Source organism: Mucilaginibacter ginsenosidivorax (assembly GCF_007971525.1).
Lineage (GTDB): Bacteria > Bacteroidota > Bacteroidia > Sphingobacteriales > Sphingobacteriaceae > Mucilaginibacter > Mucilaginibacter ginsenosidivorax.
In genome coordinates, this window is record NZ_CP042437.1 from 5,206,682 (window position 1) to 5,227,698 (window position 21,017).

The 21,017-nt window shown below is 43.7% G+C and carries 20 protein-coding genes and 1 pseudogene; 9 read left to right on the forward strand and 12 right to left on the reverse strand.

From position 1 onward, the window contains the following. The first annotated feature begins 200 nt into the window (after positions 1 to 200). The 3 genes from FSB76_RS21860 to FSB76_RS21870 all read left to right on the forward strand — a co-directional run bounded on the left by FSB76_RS21860 (position 201) and on the right by FSB76_RS21870 (position 3,009). Complete coding sequence (locus FSB76_RS21860) at positions 201 to 905, forward strand: SDR family NAD(P)-dependent oxidoreductase (protein WP_147057120.1); 705 nt, start codon at positions 201 to 203, stop codon at positions 903 to 905. A 67-nt stretch (positions 906 to 972) separates the two neighbouring features. Continuing rightward, positions 973 to 2,439 (forward strand): PAS domain S-box protein, encoded by a 1,467-nt coding sequence (locus FSB76_RS21865; RefSeq protein WP_147057122.1) that lies wholly within the window; start codon positions 973 to 975, stop codon positions 2,437 to 2,439. A 6-nt stretch (positions 2,440 to 2,445) separates the two neighbouring features. Next, on the forward strand, positions 2,446 to 3,009 hold the full coding sequence (locus FSB76_RS21870; protein ID WP_147057124.1) for a hypothetical protein: 564 nt from the start codon (positions 2,446 to 2,448) through the stop codon (positions 3,007 to 3,009). Here the strand turns inward: FSB76_RS21870 and FSB76_RS32985 are convergent. The 4 genes and pseudogenes from FSB76_RS32985 to FSB76_RS21880 form a co-directional block, all read right to left on the reverse strand. Beyond that, complete coding sequence (locus FSB76_RS32985; RefSeq protein WP_394349438.1) at positions 3,006 to 3,626, reverse strand: sensor histidine kinase; 621 nt, start codon at positions 3,624 to 3,626, stop codon at positions 3,006 to 3,008. The genes FSB76_RS21870 and FSB76_RS32985 overlap by 4 nt on opposite strands. Before the next feature lie 57 nt (positions 3,627 to 3,683). Beyond that, a pseudogene (locus FSB76_RS32990) lies at positions 3,684 to 4,718 on the reverse strand (PAS domain S-box protein); the annotation flags it as partial. A gap of 358 nt (positions 4,719 to 5,076) precedes the next feature. Then, on the reverse strand, positions 5,077 to 5,211 hold the full coding sequence (locus FSB76_RS32735; RefSeq protein ID WP_262713486.1) for a hypothetical protein: 135 nt from the start codon (positions 5,209 to 5,211) through the stop codon (positions 5,077 to 5,079). 9 nt (positions 5,212 to 5,220) lie between these two features. After that, the gene (locus tag FSB76_RS21880; RefSeq protein ID WP_147057128.1) at positions 5,221 to 5,559 is read right to left on the reverse strand and encodes a single-stranded DNA-binding protein; all 339 of its coding nucleotides are present in this window, start codon (positions 5,557 to 5,559) and stop codon (positions 5,221 to 5,223) included. 148 nt (positions 5,560 to 5,707) lie between these two features. Here FSB76_RS21880 and FSB76_RS21885 point away from each other — a divergent pair, with 148 nt between their 5' ends. The 4 genes from FSB76_RS21885 (at position 5,708) to FSB76_RS21900 (ending at position 10,159) form a co-directional block, all read left to right on the forward strand. Next, positions 5,708 to 6,067, forward strand: coding sequence for a hypothetical protein (locus tag FSB76_RS21885; RefSeq protein WP_147057130.1), 360 nt, complete (start codon positions 5,708 to 5,710; stop codon positions 6,065 to 6,067). A 192-nt stretch (positions 6,068 to 6,259) separates the two neighbouring features. After that, positions 6,260 to 7,789 carry a glutamine-hydrolyzing GMP synthase gene (guaA, locus tag FSB76_RS21890; RefSeq protein ID WP_147057132.1) on the forward strand — a complete coding sequence of 510 codons (1,530 nt, stop codon included), beginning with the start codon at positions 6,260 to 6,262 and terminating at the stop codon, positions 7,787 to 7,789. Then, the gene (locus tag FSB76_RS21895) at positions 7,746 to 8,993 is read left to right on the forward strand and encodes an ABC transporter substrate-binding protein (protein WP_147057134.1); all 1,248 of its coding nucleotides are present in this window, start codon (positions 7,746 to 7,748) and stop codon (positions 8,991 to 8,993) included. The genes guaA and FSB76_RS21895 overlap by 44 nt, the downstream gene beginning before the upstream one ends. Beyond that, complete coding sequence (locus tag FSB76_RS21900) at positions 8,990 to 10,159, forward strand: RsmB/NOP family class I SAM-dependent RNA methyltransferase (protein WP_147057136.1); 1,170 nt, start codon at positions 8,990 to 8,992, stop codon at positions 10,157 to 10,159. Before FSB76_RS21895 ends, FSB76_RS21900 begins: the two co-directional genes overlap by 4 nt. A 155-nt stretch (positions 10,160 to 10,314) precedes the next feature. Here FSB76_RS21900 and FSB76_RS21905 read toward each other — a convergent pair whose 3' ends face one another. From FSB76_RS21905 to FSB76_RS21940, 8 genes are all read right to left on the reverse strand, one after another. Then, positions 10,315 to 10,641 carry a hypothetical protein gene (locus tag FSB76_RS21905; protein WP_147057138.1) on the reverse strand — a complete coding sequence of 109 codons (327 nt, stop codon included), beginning with the start codon at positions 10,639 to 10,641 and terminating at the stop codon, positions 10,315 to 10,317. A gap of 90 nt (positions 10,642 to 10,731) precedes the next feature. Then, entirely contained in the window at positions 10,732 to 11,301 is a 570-nt protein-coding gene (locus FSB76_RS21910; RefSeq protein ID WP_147057140.1) for a MarC family protein, read from the reverse strand. 4 nt (positions 11,302 to 11,305) lie between these two features. Then, positions 11,306 to 12,475, reverse strand: coding sequence for an MFS transporter (locus tag FSB76_RS21915; protein WP_147057142.1), 1,170 nt, complete (start codon positions 12,473 to 12,475; stop codon positions 11,306 to 11,308). Between the two features lie 101 nt (positions 12,476 to 12,576). Beyond that, complete coding sequence (locus tag FSB76_RS21920; protein WP_147057144.1) at positions 12,577 to 14,136, reverse strand: amino acid permease; 1,560 nt, start codon at positions 14,134 to 14,136, stop codon at positions 12,577 to 12,579. Positions 14,137 to 14,363: 227 nt separating this feature from the next. Next, positions 14,364 to 14,729 (reverse strand): hypothetical protein, encoded by a 366-nt coding sequence (locus FSB76_RS21925; RefSeq protein ID WP_147057146.1) that lies wholly within the window; start codon positions 14,727 to 14,729, stop codon positions 14,364 to 14,366. 14 nt (positions 14,730 to 14,743) lie between these two features. Continuing rightward, the gene (locus FSB76_RS21930) at positions 14,744 to 15,049 is read right to left on the reverse strand and encodes a hypothetical protein (protein ID WP_147057148.1); all 306 of its coding nucleotides are present in this window, start codon (positions 15,047 to 15,049) and stop codon (positions 14,744 to 14,746) included. A 1-nt stretch (position 15,050) separates the two neighbouring features. Continuing rightward, positions 15,051 to 15,374, reverse strand: a complete 324-nt coding sequence (locus FSB76_RS21935; RefSeq protein ID WP_147057150.1) for a hypothetical protein — start codon at positions 15,372 to 15,374, stop codon at positions 15,051 to 15,053. A gap of 306 nt (positions 15,375 to 15,680) precedes the next feature. After that, positions 15,681 to 17,930 (reverse strand): sodium-translocating pyrophosphatase, encoded by a 2,250-nt coding sequence (locus tag FSB76_RS21940; RefSeq protein WP_147057151.1) that lies wholly within the window; start codon positions 17,928 to 17,930, stop codon positions 15,681 to 15,683. Positions 17,931 to 18,178: 248 nt separating this feature from the next. Between FSB76_RS21940 and FSB76_RS21945 the strand changes: the two genes are divergently transcribed. Then, entirely contained in the window at positions 18,179 to 19,615 is a 1,437-nt protein-coding gene (locus FSB76_RS21945; RefSeq protein ID WP_147057153.1) for an APC family permease, read from the forward strand. After that, positions 19,593 to 20,999, forward strand: coding sequence for a D-alanyl-D-alanine carboxypeptidase/D-alanyl-D-alanine endopeptidase (gene dacB / locus FSB76_RS21950; RefSeq protein ID WP_147057155.1), 1,407 nt, complete (start codon positions 19,593 to 19,595; stop codon positions 20,997 to 20,999). The genes FSB76_RS21945 and dacB overlap by 23 nt, the downstream gene beginning before the upstream one ends. The last annotated feature ends 18 nt before the right edge of the window (positions 21,000 to 21,017 follow it).

Here is a 21,017-nt window from a genome sequence, read left to right on the forward strand (position 1 = left end):
AAAGTGCTATTTTAGGCCGACGATAACTTGATCCCCATCATCGCAACTGGTAAATTGCTAATTGCAGGAGTGGAAACAAGTTGATCAAAGACTTACGAAGTTTTTAAAACTTTGTAAGTCTGGCTCAGCAAGTCGTTATATACCAAAACGTCGCAACAGTATAAATAATAAATTCCCCCTTCAGGGGGTTAGGGGGCTATATGAACATCATTATAACAGGCGCCAGCAGCGGCGTAGGATTTGAAGCTGTAATTGAATTGATACTATCCGGTAATCATAAAGTAATAGCCCTTGCGCGGTCGCAGGATAAGCTGGAGCGTTTGCTGGAAATTGCCAATGGCCTTAATCCCGATTGCCATTTGTATGCACTTACATTTGATATTGTACACGATGATTACGAAGGCCTGCTTGAGTTTATTGAAGCCAATTTTGATAACCGGGTTGATATTTTAATTAACAACGCAGGAGTACTTATTAATAAGCCGTTTGCCGAACTGCAGGAAACCGACTTTGTAGAAATGCTGCAAAGTAATTTTATAGGGCATGTGCGCATTATCCAGGCTTTATTGCCATTGGTGCCGGGCGGCGGGCATATTGTAAATATTGGCAGTATGGGCGGTTACCAGGGCAGCGCTAAGTTTCCGGGTTTGGCGGCATATTCGGCAAGTAAAGCGGCATTGCATACCTTAACAGAGTGTTTGGCCCAGGAATTGGCCGGGCAGGATATTAAGGTGAATTGCCTGGCATTAGGATCGGCACAAACCGAGATGCTGGAAAAGGCTTTTCCCGGGTATGAATCGCCTGTACTGGCATTTGAAATGGGAAAATACGTGGCCGATTTTGCGCTTACCGGGCATCGTTTTTTTAACGGTAAGGTTTTGCCCGTTGCGGTAAGTACCCCTTAAATTAATATTTGGTTATTGTAAATATTTTATAACTTAGATATAGTAAAATATGCCATAATAGCCAGCTATGGATAAAAGATTCATATCCTTTTTTACACACTCAAAAGATATATTTTTTGTGATGGATATGAGCGGTGTAATATTACATACCAACCCATCCTTCCGGCAATTATTTAACTATACCGAGGCCGAACTGCTCGGAATAAATATTGCCGATATTTGTCACCCGGCCGATAAGGAACGCAGAGATGAATCGGTTGGCAGGTTAGTTGCAGATAAACAGTTGATTGGGTATCAGAGCCGTGTTAAAGCTAAGGATGGATGTTACTATAGCGTTACCTGGTCTATCTTGTTGAATGATGATGGTCTTATTTATTCAACCGGTAACCCGGTTGTTGGCGTTCCTGCCAAATCTGGCCCGGCAAGTGACGATATTGTGCAACATACCATTCAAAGCCTTACCGAAGGTTTTATAGTACTTGACACCGGGTGGAATGTTTTGGCCTTCAATCCTGCCTTCCAGGCGATGGCCAATCTGGATGAAAGCCAGATAAGATTATCCCGGTTTACATCTATCGAAAGCTTGGGTTTAACGCCCCGTGTAATGGATGAATTGGAGCGGTCATTAACTAACAAGCAAGCATTACAGGTACAGTATTTAAATACGTTTTGTAACTCGTGGTTACGTATGAATGTATATCCGTACCACAACAGGTTAGCCGTTTTTATCAGGGATATTACCGAAATTATGCTCCAGCAATGGGTTTTAGCCCTGGAAAAGAAGGTGTTAGAGTTAAATGCCACATCAAGATATACCCTTGCGCAAACAACCAACGAATTATTAATGGGAATTGAGGGTATTTTTCCTGAAATGATCTGCTCGGTTTTGGAGGTTGACGATGCGCAGGAAAAATTACACAACCTTGCTGCCCCGCAACTACCAAAAAATTATTGTGATGCAATTGAAAATCTGTCGGTGGGGCCACATGTGGGTTCATGTGGTACGGCGGTGTTTCATAGGAGGCAGGTTATAGTAAGCGATATTGAAAATGATTTTCTTTGGGCCGACTATGCTGGCCTGGCTAAGCAGTTTGGGTTAAAAGCATGTTGGTCTACCCCGGTTATTAGTTCAAAAGGATCAAAAGTTTTGGCGGTGTTTGGTATTTATTATAACTGCGTGCGCGAGCCCAACGACAGTGAACTTCAATTGATTGGGCGCACCGTAAATATTTTGCGGGTTTTGATAGAAAGTAAGAGAAACGAAGAAAATATACTTGACCAGAACAACAGGCTGCAATCCATAGCCAACATCAGCTCGCACGAACTCAGGCGACCGGTAGCTACCATCCTTGGCCTGGTAAACTTGTTTGATAAGGATGATATATTAAATCCTTTGAATAAAGAGATTATTGCCCACCTTGATACCTCCGCCCGCGAACTTGACGATGTGATTCATAGCATTGTAGAAAAAACCCTTTACATGCGGGTTAATGAGGCAGAGATATATGGCGAGGAAGTAAAGGGTGGAAGGTAAGCGGATATGTACAATCAAAACGAAATCACAAAAGAAACCTTAGAACAATATTTAATTAAGGTGACGGCAGGGCTAATTTATACGGCTCGTGATATGGCGTGGAATAAAATATCAGATAACTATTTATATATTTTATCGCCATATAATGGTACAGACAAAAAAAATTGCTTTGAAAGATATGCCGTCAGGAAACGAATAAATGACGTTAAAGAACCGCAACCGTTAAAGACAGTAATGCCCGAATTATTGGATTGTTATCCAGATTTGTACGACATTGTTTTGTATTTATATAGGGCTTCAAAGAGACTGACGGTGATCGAAATCGAATATCGCACAAAAGATGATTTAGATGATAACTATAGGGCAACGGTTGTAAACGATCCTCCGATGTGCCACTCCTATGTAGTTATTCCTCCTTATCGAACCCATGACAAAAAACGAAAATTTGACATTAATTGGCAAAATAATACTATCTCGAATCGGTTGAATATATTTTGGTGGAGATTAAAATATCGCACGAACGAACTAATAAGAAGAGACGGGTTTAGGGAAAGCATAAAATGGAATTAAATCCCTATCGGAATTGTAAACCAAAAAGTACTTCCTTTCCCCGGTTCGCTGTCAACCCCAATTTGCCCTTCATGTTTTTTAATAATTTCGGCGCTGATGTATAATCCTAAGCCTAATCCGCCCGTTTGAAAGCCAGCTGTTTCAACCCGGTAATAGCGTTCAAAAATGCGTTTTACTTCGTCGGGCTGTATGCCAGGCCCTTTATCTGTTACACTAACCCTGGCCATATCGTTTATTTTTTTAATTGAAACAATAATATCCTTCGACCGGGGAGCGTATTTCACAGCGTTATTTATAAAGTTTACCAACACCTGGTCTATCTGGTGCTCGTCGGCAAATACCTCCAGATCAAGATCGCCGGTTGCTATGATCTTATATTCTTCTGCCAGCCTTATTTCGCTGCTGCCTGCACTTACTATTTTTGAAAGTACAAACGTTGATTTGTTTAATTGCAGGCGGTCCTGGTTTATCCTGCTTAGGTTCAACAGATCTTCAACCAGGGCTGTTATTTTATGCATGCTCCTGCTTGATTGCGCTATCAGTTTAGGCAGCATGGGCGAAGTGAGGTCATTAACCAACCGCTCCAATAATTGCAAAGAACCTTTCAGGCTGGTCATGGGTGTTTTAAGCTCATGACTGGCAATGCTAATAAAGTCGTCTTTTTGTTGTTGCAGTTCTTTAAGCTGGTTTATCTCGGTAGCAGTACCAATCCACATTTCTGTTTCGCCTTCTTCATTTTTTACCGGCACCAACCTGGTTAAATGCCAGCGATACACGCCATCTGCACCTTTAATCCGGTTTTCGATACTCCCATCAATGCTCAGGCCCAGCTGTAAATCCCTGAATTTGTTCAGGGCTGGTTCTACATCGTCGGGGTGCATCGCATCTTTCCAGCCGAATCCCTTACTGGCGGCAAAATCAAATCCGGTATAATCGTACCATCTTTTGTTAAAAAAAGTTGCCTCTGCGTTATTATCAACGGTCCATGCCATTTGCGATATAGTTTCAAACATGGTTCTAAACCGGGTTTCACTATCGGCCAAAGCTTTAGTTCGCTTTAAAATACGGTCTTCCAATTCGGTATTGAGCAGTTGTAGGCTTTCGCGCGATTGTTCCAGCAGTTCATTGGATGTGTACAGCTGTTCGTTTGTAACGGCAAGCTCTTCGTTGGTACAGGCCAATTCTTCGTTTACCGCACGCAATTCCTCATTAAAGTGTTGCAAATCATCATTAGCGTTGGCAAGTTCTTCGGTCATCGCCAACTCTTTTTTCCTTGATTCTGCAAGGGCCAGTTTGTTCAACTCTTGTTCGGTTACGTTTTTGGCAATACTTAGCAGGTATACTACCTTACCTTCGCTATCAAAAATTGGCGTAAGTTCGGTTTGCGCCCAACCCTGAACTGTAGTGCCCCCGGGAACAGGAATTTCGAAATAGAGCAGTGGGAGCTTAACGTGTTTTTTTTGTTCTACAGCTTCAATGAGCCCGTTTTTTAACAGGTTTAGTTGTTCTTCGCTGTTTTTGTCCCAGGGTTTAAAAACATCAAACGTATCCTTGCCAATCATTTCATCTGCGGTCATAGATGTTGCCTTTATCCGCGCCTCATTCATGGCTATTATTGTAAACCGCGGTATGTTGGGCTCAATAATAGTCATGGGGAAACCAATCTGATTAAATACAGTTTCAAACATGTAGGCTTGTCCGGGATCCATATGGGTAGATATAATTGGACTCAAATATACTATTCAAAACACAAAGCCGCTTATATGCCGGCGCAAAATACCCGCAATCATCTAAAAAGGGAAGTAACCCCTACGGAGCATAAAACATATTTGACAACTTGTTCTACAAACGGGTAGCCTCTACCAGGCGTGTTTTCTCAATTTCCTGTATATCAATTATCCCGTTGCCAGCAGGCGCTTACCACAATGCATTTAGTGTAGCTATAAATTACCCGTAAATGATGTGCGTGCGCCTTAAACGCTACCTATTTGTAGAAAAACACCCGTTGTTATTTTGCTTCGTAAGTCTACTTAAACAATGTGTAAACGTAGCTAAAATCAAGCCCGCTTACTTTTCATCGTCTTTATTTACCGGCGCTACAAACCAGCGGCCCGAAACCTTTTTTACTTCCTTTGCTTTCTCTTCATCAATACTTGCATCCGGGGCTTTGGGTTCTTCGGCCGCCTGGGCTTGGTTTGCCATTTTTGCTCTTCAGCCCTTTGCACCAACTTTTAAAAAGTCGTTTACCACAATTTCAGATACGTAGCGTTTAACACCCTCTTTGTCTACATAGTTGCGGTTGGCCAGTTTGCCTTCAATGGCTACTTCATCGCCTTTTTTTAGTAAATCTTCGGCAAGTTTGGCGGTTGTGTTCCAAAACACCAGGTTGTGCCAGGTGGTATCGGTTATTTTCTCGCCTTTGTCATTTTTATAACTTTCGTTGGTAGCCAGTGATACCCGCACCATTTTTTTGTTGCTGTCGAAAGTTTTTACTTCGGGGTCCATACCTAAGTTGCCTACAAGGCGTACACTGTTTCTTAATGTGTTCATCGTTTTATTTTTTAATGTTACTGTTTGTTTTGATAACGATACAAAGGTGCAGCCCCCAGAAAATTTAACCGGATAATAACCGTTTACAGTCGATAGTATCCATTTGTAAGCGTTTGCAAACGGATAAACAATTAGCTAACTTTATATCATGAACCAGGAAAGAAACTGTTTGGATTGCGGCGAACCACTGCACGGCCGGGCCGATAAAAAATTCTGTAACGACCTATGCCGAAACAATTACAATAACCAGCTGAACAGCAACAGCTATAACCTGGTGCGCAACATCAACAACATATTACGCCGCAACCGCCGGGTATTGGAAGAACTAAACCCAACCGGCAAAACCAAAACCACCCGCAAAAAAATGGCCGCTAAAGGTTTCGATTTTGACCATATCACCAGCATCTACCAAACCAAAACCGGGTCGACCTATATGTTTTGCTATGAGTATGGATATTTGCTGCTGGATGGGGACGAGGTTTTGTTGGTGAAAAGGGAGGAGAGTTGATGTGCAGATGATTTTGTCTGAATCAGAATTGACAGAATTTTGAAATTATCAGAATATCGCTTTATTAATTCTGTTCATTCTCTAATTCTGAAAATTCTGATTCAGACAAACGCACGGTTCAGGCAAAATCATCAATTAAAAAAATCCGAAATCCCAATTCCGAAATCCGAAATCAAAATCCTATCTTTGCCCATGCAAGAAAAAATCCTCATTCTTGACTTTGGCTCGCAATTCACCCAACTTATAGCGCGCCGTGTCAGGGAGCTCAATATTTACTGTGAGATCCACCCCTTTAATCATTATCCCGAAATTGACAGCAGCGTAAAAGGTATTATCCTTTCGGGCAGCCCGTATTCTGTACGGCAGGACGATGCGCCACGTTTTGATTTTGAGCAGTTTCATAACACCCGCCCCATTTTAGGGGTTTGTTACGGGGCGCAGTATGTGGCGCATTTTCACGGTGGCGAGGTATTGGCATCAAGCACCCGCGAATATGGCCGTGCTAACTTAGATTACGTTAACCGCGAAAATCCGCTGTTTAAAAATATTCCCGAGAATTCGCAGGTGTGGATGTCGCATGCTGATACCATCGCGCGCATTGCCGATAATTTTGAAGTTATTGCCAGCACCGATACCGTAAAGGTTGCGGCTTACCAGGTAACCGGTACCCAAACTTATGGCATACAGTTTCACCCCGAAGTAACCCATAGCATTGATGGTAAGCAGTTGCTGCAAAACTTTTTGGTTGATATTTGCGGCTGCCACCAGGACTGGACACCAGACTCGTTCATTGAAACTACCATTGCCGCTTTAAAAGAAAAACTGGGCGATGATAAAGTAGTTTTAGGCTTATCAGGCGGTGTTGATTCGTCTGTTGCGGCTGTATTGTTGCACCATGCCATTGGTACCAATTTGCATTGTATTTTTGTTGATAACGGCCTGTTGCGTAAGGGCGAGTATGAGCAGGTGCTCGATTCGTACAAACACATGGGCTTAAACATAAAAGGCATTGATGCCAAACAACGCTTTTACGATGCACTGGCCGGCTTAAATGACCCCGAAAAGAAACGTAAAGCCATTGGCCGTGTATTTATTGAAGTTTTTGATGATGCCGCGCACGAGGTTCAGGATGTAAAATGGCTGGGACAGGGTACCATTTACCCGGACGTTATCGAATCGGTTTCTGTTAAAGGGCCATCGGCTACCATTAAATCGCACCATAACGTTGGCGGATTGCCCGATTTTATGAAGCTGAAAGTGGTTGAACCTTTAAACACCCTGTTTAAAGACGAAGTTAGGCGTGTTGGCAAGGCATTGGGCATCGATCCTAATATTTTAGGCAGGCACCCTTTTCCTGGTCCGGGCCTGGCTATCAGGATATTGGGCGATGTTACGCCAGAAAAAGTTGCTATATTACAGGAGGCCGATGCGATTTATATCAACAATTTACGCAGTTACGGTGTTTACGATAAGGTTTGGCAGGCAGGCGCTATATTTTTACCGGTACAATCGGTAGGAGTAATGGGCGATGAGCGTACTTACGAGAACGTAATTTGCCTTCGCGCTGTTGAGTCGTTGGATGGAATGACCGCCGATTGGTGCCATTTACCGTACGATTTGCTGGCTAAGATCAGTAACGAGATCATTAACAACGTAAAAGGAATTAACCGGGTAGTATATGACATCAGTTCGAAACCACCTGCTACAATTGAGTGGGAATAAATGGTTACTGTTTTTTATAACGGCATTGGTACTGGCTGCATGTTCGCCAAAATTGCAGCCGGTAGCGCCTGTTAAAAAACCAACTGACACAGAAGCCGAAAAACCAAAGATTGCCGAAAAGCCGCCCGTAAAACCGGCGGCTTCCAAACCTTTAACCATAGCGATGGTATTGCCGCTGGGTTTAGATCATCTGAAGCCCGGCGCCAGGTATACTTCGCCAGGCTTAACCAAGGCCAACATGAGCGTGGAGTATTACCAGGGCTTTAAACTTGCCCTTGATTCGCTTGCAGCCGGCGGCACTAATTTTAAACTCCGGCTATACGATTCAAAAGACGAGGCCGCGCAGGCGCATAGCCTTGGCTTTAATCCCCTCATCAAAAACAGCGACCTGATTGTGGGCCCGGTTTTTCCGGATGGGATGAAGGTTTTTACCGCTGTGCTTAATACAAAGTCGCCGGTTGTATCGCCGCTTTCGCCTGCGTCTCCGGCAACTATCAACAGCAATAATTTAATTACGGTAATGCCGCCCCTGGAGTACCACGGTTGGGGTGCCGCACAGTACATCAACGATAAATTAAAGCCTAAAAAGATTTTTATCCTGCGGTCGGGCTTTAGCCAGGAGCAGGATTATGTGCGGGGCTTTAAAAACGCCACAGATAGCCTGAGCAACAAAAAGGTTAAGGTTGTTATTGTTACCATTTCAAAAGGACAGTTGGGCGGATTGATACCGCAGCTATCAAAAAAAGAACAAAACATATTTGTGGTAGCCGCTACCGACCAGGCATTTTTAGCAGTTACCTTAAAATCGCTGGATACTTTAAACAGGCATTACCCGGTAACCCTGTTTGGGCACCCAAGCTGGGAGAAGTTTAGTTTTTTAAAGATAGATATTTTGCAGCGCTTAAAAACCCACATCACATCTGCCGATCAGATTGATTATAAATCAGACGCTAATATGGAATTTGTGCGGGTTTATCATCGTGTTTACCATGTTGAGCCCACCGATTTTGCCATTAAAGGCTTTGACGAGGGTATGTACTTTGGCCGCCAATTGATTGATAATAATTTTGCAGCCTTGGACCAAGCCGATTATACCGGCCTGCACAATCGCTTCCGTTTTATTAAGAAAAATGGATTAGGATGGGTAAATACGCATGTAAATGTGTTAATGTATGCTAACTTTGAGCTTAAACAGGTAGAATGAAGGCTATAAACCAGCTTAAAACGTTTCAGCGCATAATAGGGGAGTACCCGGTTGATACGCCCTTAAGTAAATTTTTACCCGGCTTTTACAGGCAAAACAAGCAAATGGGGTCAACCGACAGGCGGGTAGCCAGTCGGTTGGTATACAGCTATTTTCGGCTGGGGCAGGCACTCCCCAATTTAGCTACTGACGAACGGTTAATAGTTGCCGAATTTTTGTGTAACACCCAAAGTAATTCATTTTTACTGCATTTTAAACCCGACTGGGCGGCTTGCATTAATTTTACTATTGACGATAAGCTTGCGCTAATAAAAACAGCATACCCTGCATTTAAACTGGAAGATGTTTTCCCATGGACATCGCAGATCTCGGCCGGGATTGATAAAGATGCATTCCTGAAATCATTTTTTTGCCAGCCCGATTTGTTTATCCGGGTACGCAATGGCTACGACCACCTGGTTAAAGCCGAACTGAATAAAGCCGGAGTTGTGTTTAAAGATGAAGGCAACGGCTGTTACGCTTTGCCTAACGGCACGAGGCTCGAAACCATCTTCGCAAAACAAAACTGGTTCGAGGTGCAGGATATTTCCTCGCAGCAAACCGGCTATTTTTTCAGGCCCCAGCGCTGGGATAACTGGTGGGATGCCTGTGCAGCATCGGGCGGTAAGTCGTTATTACTGCACGAGGACGAACCCAATATTAAATTGGTAGTATCAGATATCCGCGAATCGGTATTAGCCAACCTGGATGAACGCTTCCAGTTAGCAGGCCTAACCAAGTACCAGAAAAAGGTACTCGATTTAACCACCAACATTGATCAAACCCTGCACGATTACGAGTTTGACGGCATCATCCTTGATGCCCCCTGCAGTGGCTCGGGCACCTGGGGCCGCACGCCCGAGATGATAGCCCAGTTTATGCCCGCCAAAATCGATTTTTTTCAGCGCCTGCAAAAAGGCATCGCCCAAAATGTTGTCAAATACCTTAAGCCCGGCAAACCGATTATTTATATCACCTGCTCGGCCTTTAAAGGCGAGAATGAGGACGTGGTTGACTACCTGGTGAAAGAGTTGGGTTTGAAGCTGGAAGAAAGCAAAGTGTTAAAGGGCTATGAGCATAAGGCGGATACGATGTTTGTGGCGAGATTGAGCCCCCCGGCCCCCTGAAGGGGGAGTGAAAACCGCGAGGCCAACCCTCGCGAGGTTTAAACTCGTGACAAAAGTTGGTTTCAGCTTTTAGCTGAACTGGGGTAAGCTATAAGCTTACCCCAGTTTGCCCACGAGTTACGCTTCGCTAACCGCGTGGGAGTTGAGAAATTTGGCTATTTGGGTTTAAATAAAAACGCGGAGGCAATACCAGTACCAATCAACCCAATGGGCAAATAGACCTGCCCTGGTATCAAAATGGCAGATATAATAGCAAGCAAAATCCCAATTCCTATTTTTATTAAGGCGACGTTAAAGAAAGGCTTGTTTTCTTTGGCTACTTCTACTATTTGTTGCATTGTCAGATTTTTGATTACCTGTTTAATCATGTCCTCGGGTATGCCCTCTTTATCCATCCGGGCACGAATTACTTCATAGTCATAGCCCTGGTTAATGAGTCTTGATGCTAATAGATAGGCCTTCTTTTTTAATTCTTCGCTCATGGTAAACGTTCAATATGTTGTTTGATAAACATGAAGTGCGTGAAATATGCAAATCAAAAACTCCCCCTTTAGGGGGCTGGGCGGCTTCGCCTACAGATGCGTATTTGCCCTAAACAACTTGATAGCTATCGCCAGCAAAATAATCCCAAACGATTTACGCAGTATACTCAACCCAACCGGGCCTAAAAGCTTTTCGAGCCATTTTACATTTTTAAGCACCAGGTAAACCACAATGGTGTTTAGCACAATGCCTACAATAATGTTTTGGGTTTGATATTGTGATTTTAGGGAAAGTAATGTAGTCATGGTGCCTGCGCCGGCTATCAGCGGGAATGCGATGGGTACTATGGATGCCGATAGCGGCACCTCCTCTTTAAAAAAGTCGACCCCTAATACCATTTCCATGGCGATGATAAAGATTACCAGCGAGCCTGCTATCGCGAATGACGAGATATCCAGCCCGATGATGGCCAGCAGTTCATCGCCCACAAATAAAAATACCACCATTAATACCAGCACTGCTATACTTGCCTTTTCCGATTCGATATGCCCTACGCGCTGGCGTACCTGGATAATTACAGGTATGGCGCCCAGTATATCAATAATGGCAAACAGGATCATCGTAACGGACAATATTTCTCTGAATATTAGTGGACGCATGGCTTTAGGGTTTTATGCTTTTGTGTTTTAACCGGAAACTCAACAAAAGTGCGAATAAAATATAGCATGACGATAAAAAGAAAATGCTATGTGCCGTTATTAACGCCGCGAAGCCTGCGGTAACCGGCCCCAGGGTTTGCCCGATTGAGTTGTACGATTGGTTGATGCCCAGGATCTTCCCCTGTTCATTATGCTTGATATGATCGGCAATGATGGCATTGATCATGGGGTTTCGCAAGCCATTGAACAGGCCGTAGATGCAAATGCCAGTAACAAAAGGTATGAAATTGTTGGTTAGTCCGGTTACAAACATGGCTGCCATACATAGGGTGGTTGAGAGTACAAGTATGGTAGCTTTTGACGAGATCCATTTAGTAAGCAACGGTACTGATAGCTGCATGATAATGCCACTGATGCCAAAGCCTGCATAAAGGATACCAATTTGGGTTGGTGTTATTTTCAACACATCAACGCTGAAAGTTTGAAAGCCAATGATCATGGTAAACTGCGCCATGGTGAGCATAAAGCCTGTAAATACCGCAGTGCCAATAACCGGTCGCTTTAACGTGGTTATCAAAGCCGAAAAATTGAAACCGGATTCGGCGGTTGTATTTCGTGTTTCGGGCAGGTTGGTTTCTTTTAACAAAAAAATGGTACATAGCGTACCTATTAATGAAATACCTGCTGCGAAAAAGAAAGGTACCTGTGGGCCGAATTTATTAAGCAAACCGCCTATGGCCGGCCCTATTACGAAGCCAAACCCAAATGCCGAGCCAAGAATGCCGAATTTTTTTGCCCTGTTTTGTGGCGTTGCGGTATCAGATACCATAGCTTGTGCCACCGATACATTGCCGCCGGTTAAACCATCAAGCACGCGTGCCGCAAACAGCATAAAAATACTGCTGGCCCAGGCAAACATCATGAACGACAGACAGGTACCCGCCAGGCTGATAATGAGTAAAGGTTTGCGGCCATATTTATCAGACAGCGAACCTAAAACAGGGGTGGCAAAAAATTGAGCTACCGAAAATGAAGCGGTAAGTATACCCAATATTTCGCCGGTAACGCCGTATTGCTTACCATAAGAGTACAGCACCGGCACAATGATGCCGAAGCCTAACGAGTTGATAATGCAAACTAAAACTAATACCCAAAGGTTTTTATCCTGCTTCATTAATTCACTTCGATTATATCCTTTTGGTATAAAAAGATAAGGTAACAAAAAAGGTTCTGAAATTTCAGAACCTTTTTTGTTTGTATTGATATTGTTATAAGTTATTCAACAAATTTAGGGTTGATGGGGTCAGTTGCTCCTTCAACTTTTCCGTGCCTTACATGCGAGCGTTTGATGCTGTAACCAAAGTAAATAATGAAACCGATGAGTAACCAAACAATTAGCCTTGCCCAGTTTTCCCAACCTTCAGAAGCAATCATACCTAAACAAATTAAAGCGCCAAGCGGACAAACAATATAATAAATAGGTGTTTTAAACGGACGAACCAGGTGAGGATCGGTATTACGTAAAATCATAATACCAAAACAAACCAGCACAAACGCAAATAATGTACCTATGCTTACCATGTCGCCTACAATTCTGTCAGGAATAAAACCTGCAAAAAGGGATACAAAACCAAAAAACAACCACTGCGATTTGTATGGTGTTTGGAATTTAGGGTGTAGTTTAGAAAATATTTTAGGGATTAAACCATCTGTACTCATGGTGTAGAATACACGAGTCTGCCCCATTAACATCACAAGGATAACCGATGAGAAGCCTGCAAGGATAGATACAGTTACCAAATTGGCCAACCAGTGATAGCCTGGCCCCATTGCCGCTTTAATTGCGTAAGTAACAGAAGCTTCTTTACCTTGTATCAGGAATTCTTTGTAAGATACCAAACCGGTTAATACGTGCGAGAACAGGATATAAAGCGCGGTACAGATAACCAATGATATCAGGATACCTTTTGGCATATCTTTTTGTGGGTTTTTAGCTTCCTGGGCCGCGGTAGATACGGCATCAAAACCGATAAAGGCAAAGAATACAACACTTGCACCACGTAATACACCAAGCCAGCCGTGGTTAAACGTATCGCCGTAATTAATTACGCCAGTACTCACTTTAACGGTTCCGGCATCAGCAGGGATCATATATGGCGTGTGTAATGCAGGGTTAATGTAGTGCCAGCCTAAGCCGATGATCATCAGTACAATGGCAACTTTAATTACAACGATGATGTTGTTTACTACAGCTGATTCTGCCGTGCCCTTAATTAACAATAAAGTTAACAGGAACAGGATAAGGATAGCCGGGAGGTTAACAATACCACGTGTGCCCAATTCTGCGGCATACATGCCGGTAGTAGTATTAGAGGTTTCGAAGAACGAGTGCGCCCATTGATAGGGGATGTGTATATCGAAAAAGGTATGTAAAAACTCGTTAAAGTACTGCGACCAGCCGATGGATACCGTTGCAGCTCCCAAAGCGTACTCCAATACCAAATCCCAGCCAATAATCCAGGCGATGAACTCGCCCATGGTGGCGTAAGAATAGGTGTATGCCGAGCCTGCGATAGGGATCATACTGGCAAACTCCGCATAGCACAAACCGGCCAGCGCGCAACCCGAGGCTGCAATAAGGAATGATATTGTAACAGCCGGACCGGCGTGTTCGCCTGCTGCCGCCGCCGTTCGCACAAAAATACCGGCGCCAATAATTGCGCCAATACCCAGGGCGATAAGCGAGCCAACGCCTAACGTTCTTTTCAGCGTTTTCTCGGTTGCCGCCGAGGCAGCCATCAATTGCGCAATAGGTTTTTTAATAAATAACTTCATGTTTAAATTAGTAAGATCAGTCGTAAAAAAATTAAAAATTCACATTTCCCCAAACGTACTTAAATTTATTGAAAAGTTAAAGGGCAGAATGTAACAATGGGAGCGAATTAATATTCCAAATTATAGTTTGAAAATGAAGTGTTTACAACTAAACTTAAAGCAGCAACCGGCAGTATTGTTACAATATTGTCCGGAAACAAACGCGGCATTATATTATCATAAGCGCTTTACTCAAAATTATGCAGCTTTTTCAACGCTTTTAAGCTATACATTTTTGTTTCGGCTGTTTGCATGGTATCTATCAGCATGTTATTATCATAAAGGTATTTTTTTTCTTTAGCAAATATGGTGTCCCCTTTTAATAGGCAATCAATATAACAGGTCTCGTCGTCATAAGTGCCTAAGTTGATGCTGAAACTTGCCGAGTCGGTAAGGTAGGCAGTAGTATTGGTTTCAAACAACCCGGTGCGGTAAATCTGGATGTATAAGTTGCTGTCTTTGGCGATGGTATATTTGAGTCTGTTTGGGCTTTTGCCGTTTTTGCAGGAGGCGAGTAATAAAAATGCCGGGATAAGTTTAAATAGCCTTTTCATCGTCAGGTTATTGCTCAGGCTAATAATGGCTCAATTATTTGTGATATATTATTACTGGTAATTTCTATACCATCATATAATTCTATAATTGTAAAGTTATGGCGTGTAAGATATTGGATCAATAAATCCAGTTCGGCAAGTGCCGTTTTCTTATCTGAAAACCCGCGATGAACATTAACTGCCAGGGCATCGTCATCAAAGCCTAACTCTTTCGGTATTGGGAAAACCTGGACAATGCTGAGGGCCATGTCGCTAACCTCACTGGCTATTTTGCCCCAGTCGGCCTTTTTGCTTTTAGCTAATATATTTATTATCGCCATATTAAATTAAAAAGTCGATAGATACCTGATTGTTTATATTGGCTTTATTCAATAATCGCAATAATTCGCTTTTAAGGCTTTGGGTTTTGGTAACAATAATACCCTGACCCCTGAAATCAAATGACAACAAAATATTAACGTTTACAGGTGAGTTTAATGAACACCATACAGTACGACCTACAACATACTGAATAACATGATCAACTTTGGCCGGGGTCCTCACATCGAGGTTGAAAACCATAATCACTTTATTCTCCGCTTTTTTATAGCCTTCAACGGTAATAGGCGGCCAGTCAAATTTATATGCTGATATATTATCTGTCATTGTTAGCTAAGATAAATTTTTTTAAAGAAATCAAGAGAAAAATAGTATCAAGTAGTTAGCAGCAATTATCAAACTTTTTTGATGTACAGGCGTGCAGATTAACTCCGTTGAGTGCTTCGCCGTTCAGATGTATAGATGAAAGAATTATTTGAGTATTTGAAAATTTGAGAATATCAAATTCAAAAAAAACTGTTTAATCCTGGTTCAGACAATTATTCTGTTCATTCTTTATTTCTGTAAATCCTGATTCAGACAACAAAAAAGCCACCCTCAACAGGTGGCTTTCCATAAATATCCTAAAAGCAATTATCCTTTTTTATCAACTTTAGTTACAGGCGATGTATAAGCCTGAACAACAATTTGTTTTTTAACCTCGTGTTTCATAGCGGTTGGTGCTGCATGGTTCGCATTTAAATGCGGCGCAATTACCAGCGAAACTATCGACATCAGTTTGATCAGGATGTTCATCGAAGGGCCCGAAGTATCCTTAAACGGATCGCCCACGGTATCGCCGGTTACTGATGCTTTATGTGGTTCTGATTTTTTGTAGTACATCTCGCCATTGATAAGGCAGCCTTTCTCGAACGATTTTTTGGCGTTATCCCATGCGCCACCGGCGTTGCTCTGGAAAATACCCATCAATACACCAGATACGGTTACACCTGCCAATAACCCACCCAATACTTCGGGGCCAAAGGCGAAACCGATGATGATAGGGGTGATCAGGGCGATTAAGCCAGGGGCAACCATCTCGCGGATAGATGCTTTGGTAGATATAGCTACGCATTTTTCGTATTCGGGCTTACCTTCATAGGTCATGATACCCGGAATTTCGCGAAACTGGCGACGAACCTCTTCAACCATGGCCATGGCAGCACGGCCTACTGCCGAAATACACAATGCCGAGAAGATGAAAGGGATCATACCTCCCACAAACAGGCCGGCTAAAACATCGGCCTTGTAAATGTCGATATGCTCGATACCGGCAACACCCACAAAGGCTGCAAATAAAGCTAACGAGGTTAACGCGGCCGAGGCAATGGCAAAACCCTTGCCGGTAGCTGCGGTAGTGTTACCTACGGCATCCAGATTGTCTGTACGGTGACGTACTTCTTCGGGCAGGCGGCTCATTTCGGCAATACCACCGGCGTTATCGGCAATTGGTCCGAAAGCGTCAATAGCCAACTGCATAGCTGTAGTGGCCATCATACCTGCGGCCGCTATAGCCACCCCGTATAAACCCGCAAAATGGTACGAACCATAGATGCCTGACGCCAAAACAAGGATAGGCAATACGGTTGATTCCATGCCGATGGACAAACCTCCAATAATGTTGGTTGCATGCCCTGTTGATGATTGCCGGATGATGCTTAATACCGGGCGTTTGCCCATAGCGGTGTAATACTCGGTTATGATCGACATTAAAGTACCTACCACCAGGCCTACCACTATCGACATGAATACACCGTTTTTGGTAAATGGAATTATGCCAGCCTTAACTGCTCCGTTAACTTCGTCGCGTACCATGTGAAACTCGCCCTCGGGCAGCATCCATTGTACTACAAAATAAGTGGCTACAGCGGTTAATATAATAGATGCCCAGTTACCTATGTTCAACGCTTTTTGCACACTGTCTGTTTCGCTTTTGATTTTCACCATAGCTGCACCCACTATCGAAAATATTAAACCTAAACCTGCTATAACCATAGGCAACAAGATAGGGGCTATACCTCCAAACGCATCATGTGACACAATTTCTCGGCCCAGCACCATGGTGGCCAGCATGGTTGCCACGTATGAGCCAAATAAATCGGCACCCATACCTGCAACGTCGCCTACGTTATCGCCTACGTTATCGGCGATAGTGGCAGGGTTACGTACGTCGTCTTCGGGGATACCGGCTTCTACCTTACCCACAAGGTCGGCACCTACGTCGGCAGCTTTGGTGTAAATACCACCGCCCACACGGGCAAACAGCGCTATTGATTCGGCACCTAACGAGAAGCCCGCCAATACATCAAGCGCCTTGGCCATAGCCTCGCCGTTTACGGTGCTGCCCGTAACTTTAACTACATAAACCTGGTAAAATAATATAAACAGCGATCCTAAACCAATAATGGCCAAACCGGCAACGCCAAGGCCCATTACGGTACCGCCGGTAAACGATACTTTTAAGGCCTGCGCTAAACTGGTGCGTGCGGCCTGTGTGGTACGCACGTTGGCTTTGGTTGCAATACGCATGCCCAGGTAACCGGCAAAGGCCGATAAAAATGCTCCGATGATGAATGATACGGCAATAACCGGGCTTGATGTAGCCACGGTGGTACCGCTCCAGGCCAGCAACAGGGCAGCTACGGCAACAAAGCCGCCAAGCACTTTCCACTCGGCACGTAAAAAGGCCATTGCGCCATCGGCAATGTAGCCGGCCAGCGTAACCATGTCGCCATCGCCGGCATCTTGTTTGGTAACCCAGGCGGCTTTAACAGCCATAACGGCAATGCCGATGAGCCCAAACACCGGAATTAAGTAAATTAAGTAAGTGTTCAAAAAATCCATAGTAACAAATTTGGTTTATTAAAGTAAGTTTTGCTAAGTCTGAAGTCTAAAGTCGCAAGTCAAAAGTCTTTTTTTTCTTTTTTCTTTAATTCTTAAGACTACTGACTTAAGACTAACGACTTAATACTACTCCGGCTACAGCAGGGTATAATTGGTGGTTGCAAAATAGTAAATTTATTTTCTTTACAATAGCCTGTCAATATTAAAGTTTTTTGAATAGTTTAGGGCTTTAAACCCTTTTTTAATTTATGGCAAAAGATTCCGGACAACCAAAAATGAAACATGAGCTTGGGCTGCTTGATGGCACCATGCTGGTAGCAGGCTCCATGATAGGCTCAGGTATATTTATAGTTGCTGCCGACATTGTACGTAATGTAGGCTCAGCAGGTTGGCTCATAGCCATTTGGCTAATAACCGGTTTCATGACATTGACAGCAGCATTAAGCTACGGCGAGCTGAGCGGCATGTACCCCAAAGCAGGCGGACAGTACGTTTACCTGAAAGAAGCCTACAATAAACTTGTTGCTTTTTTATACGGCTGGAGTTTTTTCGCGGTGATACAAACCGGTACCATAGCTGCGGTTGGTGTGGCTTTTTCAAAATTTACGGCGTATTTGATCCCGGCGGTAAGTGAGGATAATATTCTGTTTCAGCAAGGCTTTATAAAAATAAGCGCGGCACAGCTTGTCTCTATCGGTGTTATTTTAATATTAACATTTATAAATACCCGCGGCGTTAAAAGCGGCAAGCTGATACAAACCACTTTTACCTTAACCAAACTGTTAAGTTTATTCGGGCTGATTATTTTTGGTTTCGTAGCCTTAAAACCTGAGGTATGGCACGCCAACTGGAGCAACGCCTGGGATTTACACAACCTGAATAAAGATGGCACTTTTACAAAATTGGGGCTTGGTGCTGCATTAGGAGCTGTTGCATCGGCTATGGTAGGTTCAATATTCAGCAGCGATTCGTGGAACAACGTCACTTTTATAGCAGGCGAAATGCGCAATCCCAAGCGTGATGTAGCATTGAGCTTGTTTTTAGGCACCATGATAGTAACTGTTATTTATGTGGCAGCAAACGTGGTTTACACGGGTGTATTACCGCTGCATGAAATTGCTACAGCCGAAAAGGACAGGGTTGCTGTAACCGCATCGCATGTTATTTTTGGAGATATTGGTACTAAACTGATTGCTGTGATGATCATGATATCAACTTTTGGCTGTAACAACGGTTTAATTATGGCAGGTGCAAGAGTATATTATACCATGGCAAAGGACGGGCTGTTTTTTAAGAAGACAAGCGAGTTAAATAAATTTGCGGTGCCTGAATTTGGTTTGTGGATACAGGCTTTGCTTGCATCGGTACTTTGTTTAAGCGGGCGCTATGGCGACTTGCTGGATATGATATCATTAGTGGTGGTAATATTTTATGTGCTTACCATTATTGGTATTTACATTTTACGCATAAAAAAACCAGGATTAGACCGGCCCTATAAAGCTTTTGGCTATCCGGTGTTGCCTGCCATCTATATTTTGATGGGGATTGCGTTTTGTATTCTGTTGCTCATTTACAAAAGTACCTATTCGGTATTTGGCCTGGGTATTGTGTTAATTGGTATCCCGATATATTTTATCACCAAGGGGAACGTTAAAGAGCAGGATGAAACGGTTATTGATAGTTAGTTTATTTATTTTAAGCGGGCAGGTTTATGCCCAGGATCTGCAATCGAAATTATCAGCTGCATTTAACAGGTTACAGGCCGATAGCCAGTGCCGTTTTGCATCGCTTTCGCTCACTGTTTTAGACGCGAAAACCGGCGAACAGGTATTTGCCGCCAGCCCTAATATGGGGCTGGCTACGGCATCAACCCTAAAAACTATTACCAGTATTACAGCGTTTAATGTTTTGGGTGCCGATTTCAGGTACCAAACCCAATTGGGCTATAACGGCGAAATTACTGCCGACGGCACACTCAATGGTGATATCATCATTAAAGGATCAGGCGACCCCACCCTGGGCAGCTGGCGGTACGAGCAAACTAAAGAAGCTCATGTACTTGCCTTAATGGTTGATGCGCTTAAAACTGCCGGCATCAAAAAAATAAATGGCCGTATGATTGGCGATGATAGCATCTTCGGCACACAATCTATCCCCGAAGGCTGGATCTGGCAGGATATTGGCAATTACTATGGCGCCGGAACCTCGGGCCTTTGCTGGCGCGAAAACCAATTTGATATTAAGTTGCGTACCAGCGCTGTGGGCAATCCTATTGGCGTTTCGTACACTGTGCCCAATGTATCGTACCTTACTTTTAAAAGCGAATTGGTTAATGGCCCGGCAGGCAGCGGCGACAATGCCTATGCCTTTTTGCCCGTTGGCAGTAAAGTGATGTACCTGCGCGGCAGCTACGCTATTGATAAAGATAAAAAAAACATCTCGGCAGCTACGCCCGATGCCGCTTATGATGCTGCGTTGCGCTTGTCGGATACGTTGAAGAAATTAGGCATTGCGGTCGGGTTCGATCCCGAGTCTGTTGCCACATTAACGGCAAAAGGATTAAAAGCACCTTTGATCACCAAAAACCTGGCTGCTATTCCATCGCCGCCGCTCAGCCGGATCATTTACTGGCTCAATCAAAAAAGTATTAACCTGTATGCCGAGCAGCTGCTTAAAACCATAGCCTGGAAACAGGGCCGTAAACCCAGCACCGCAAACGGGGTAGAAGAAGTACAGAAATTTTGGCAGGCCCGCGGTATCGACGCGAATAGTATAAACACCTACGATGGCAGTGGCCTCTCGCCCGGCGATAGGGTAAGTACCAATACCATGGCCCGCATTTTGCAATCGGCCAAAAAAGAAAGCTGGTTTCCTGATTTTTATGAAAGCCTGCCCGTTTACAACGATATGAAAATGAAAAGCGGCACCATCAACAGCGTGCTTTGCTATGCCGGTTACCAAACCCACAACGGCCGCGAACTCTGCTTTTCTATCATGGTCAATAACTTCAGCGGGTCAAGCAGGGGAATTAAGGAAAAGATGTTCAGGGTGTTGGATGTGTTGAAGTAGCCCCCTAACCCCCTGAAG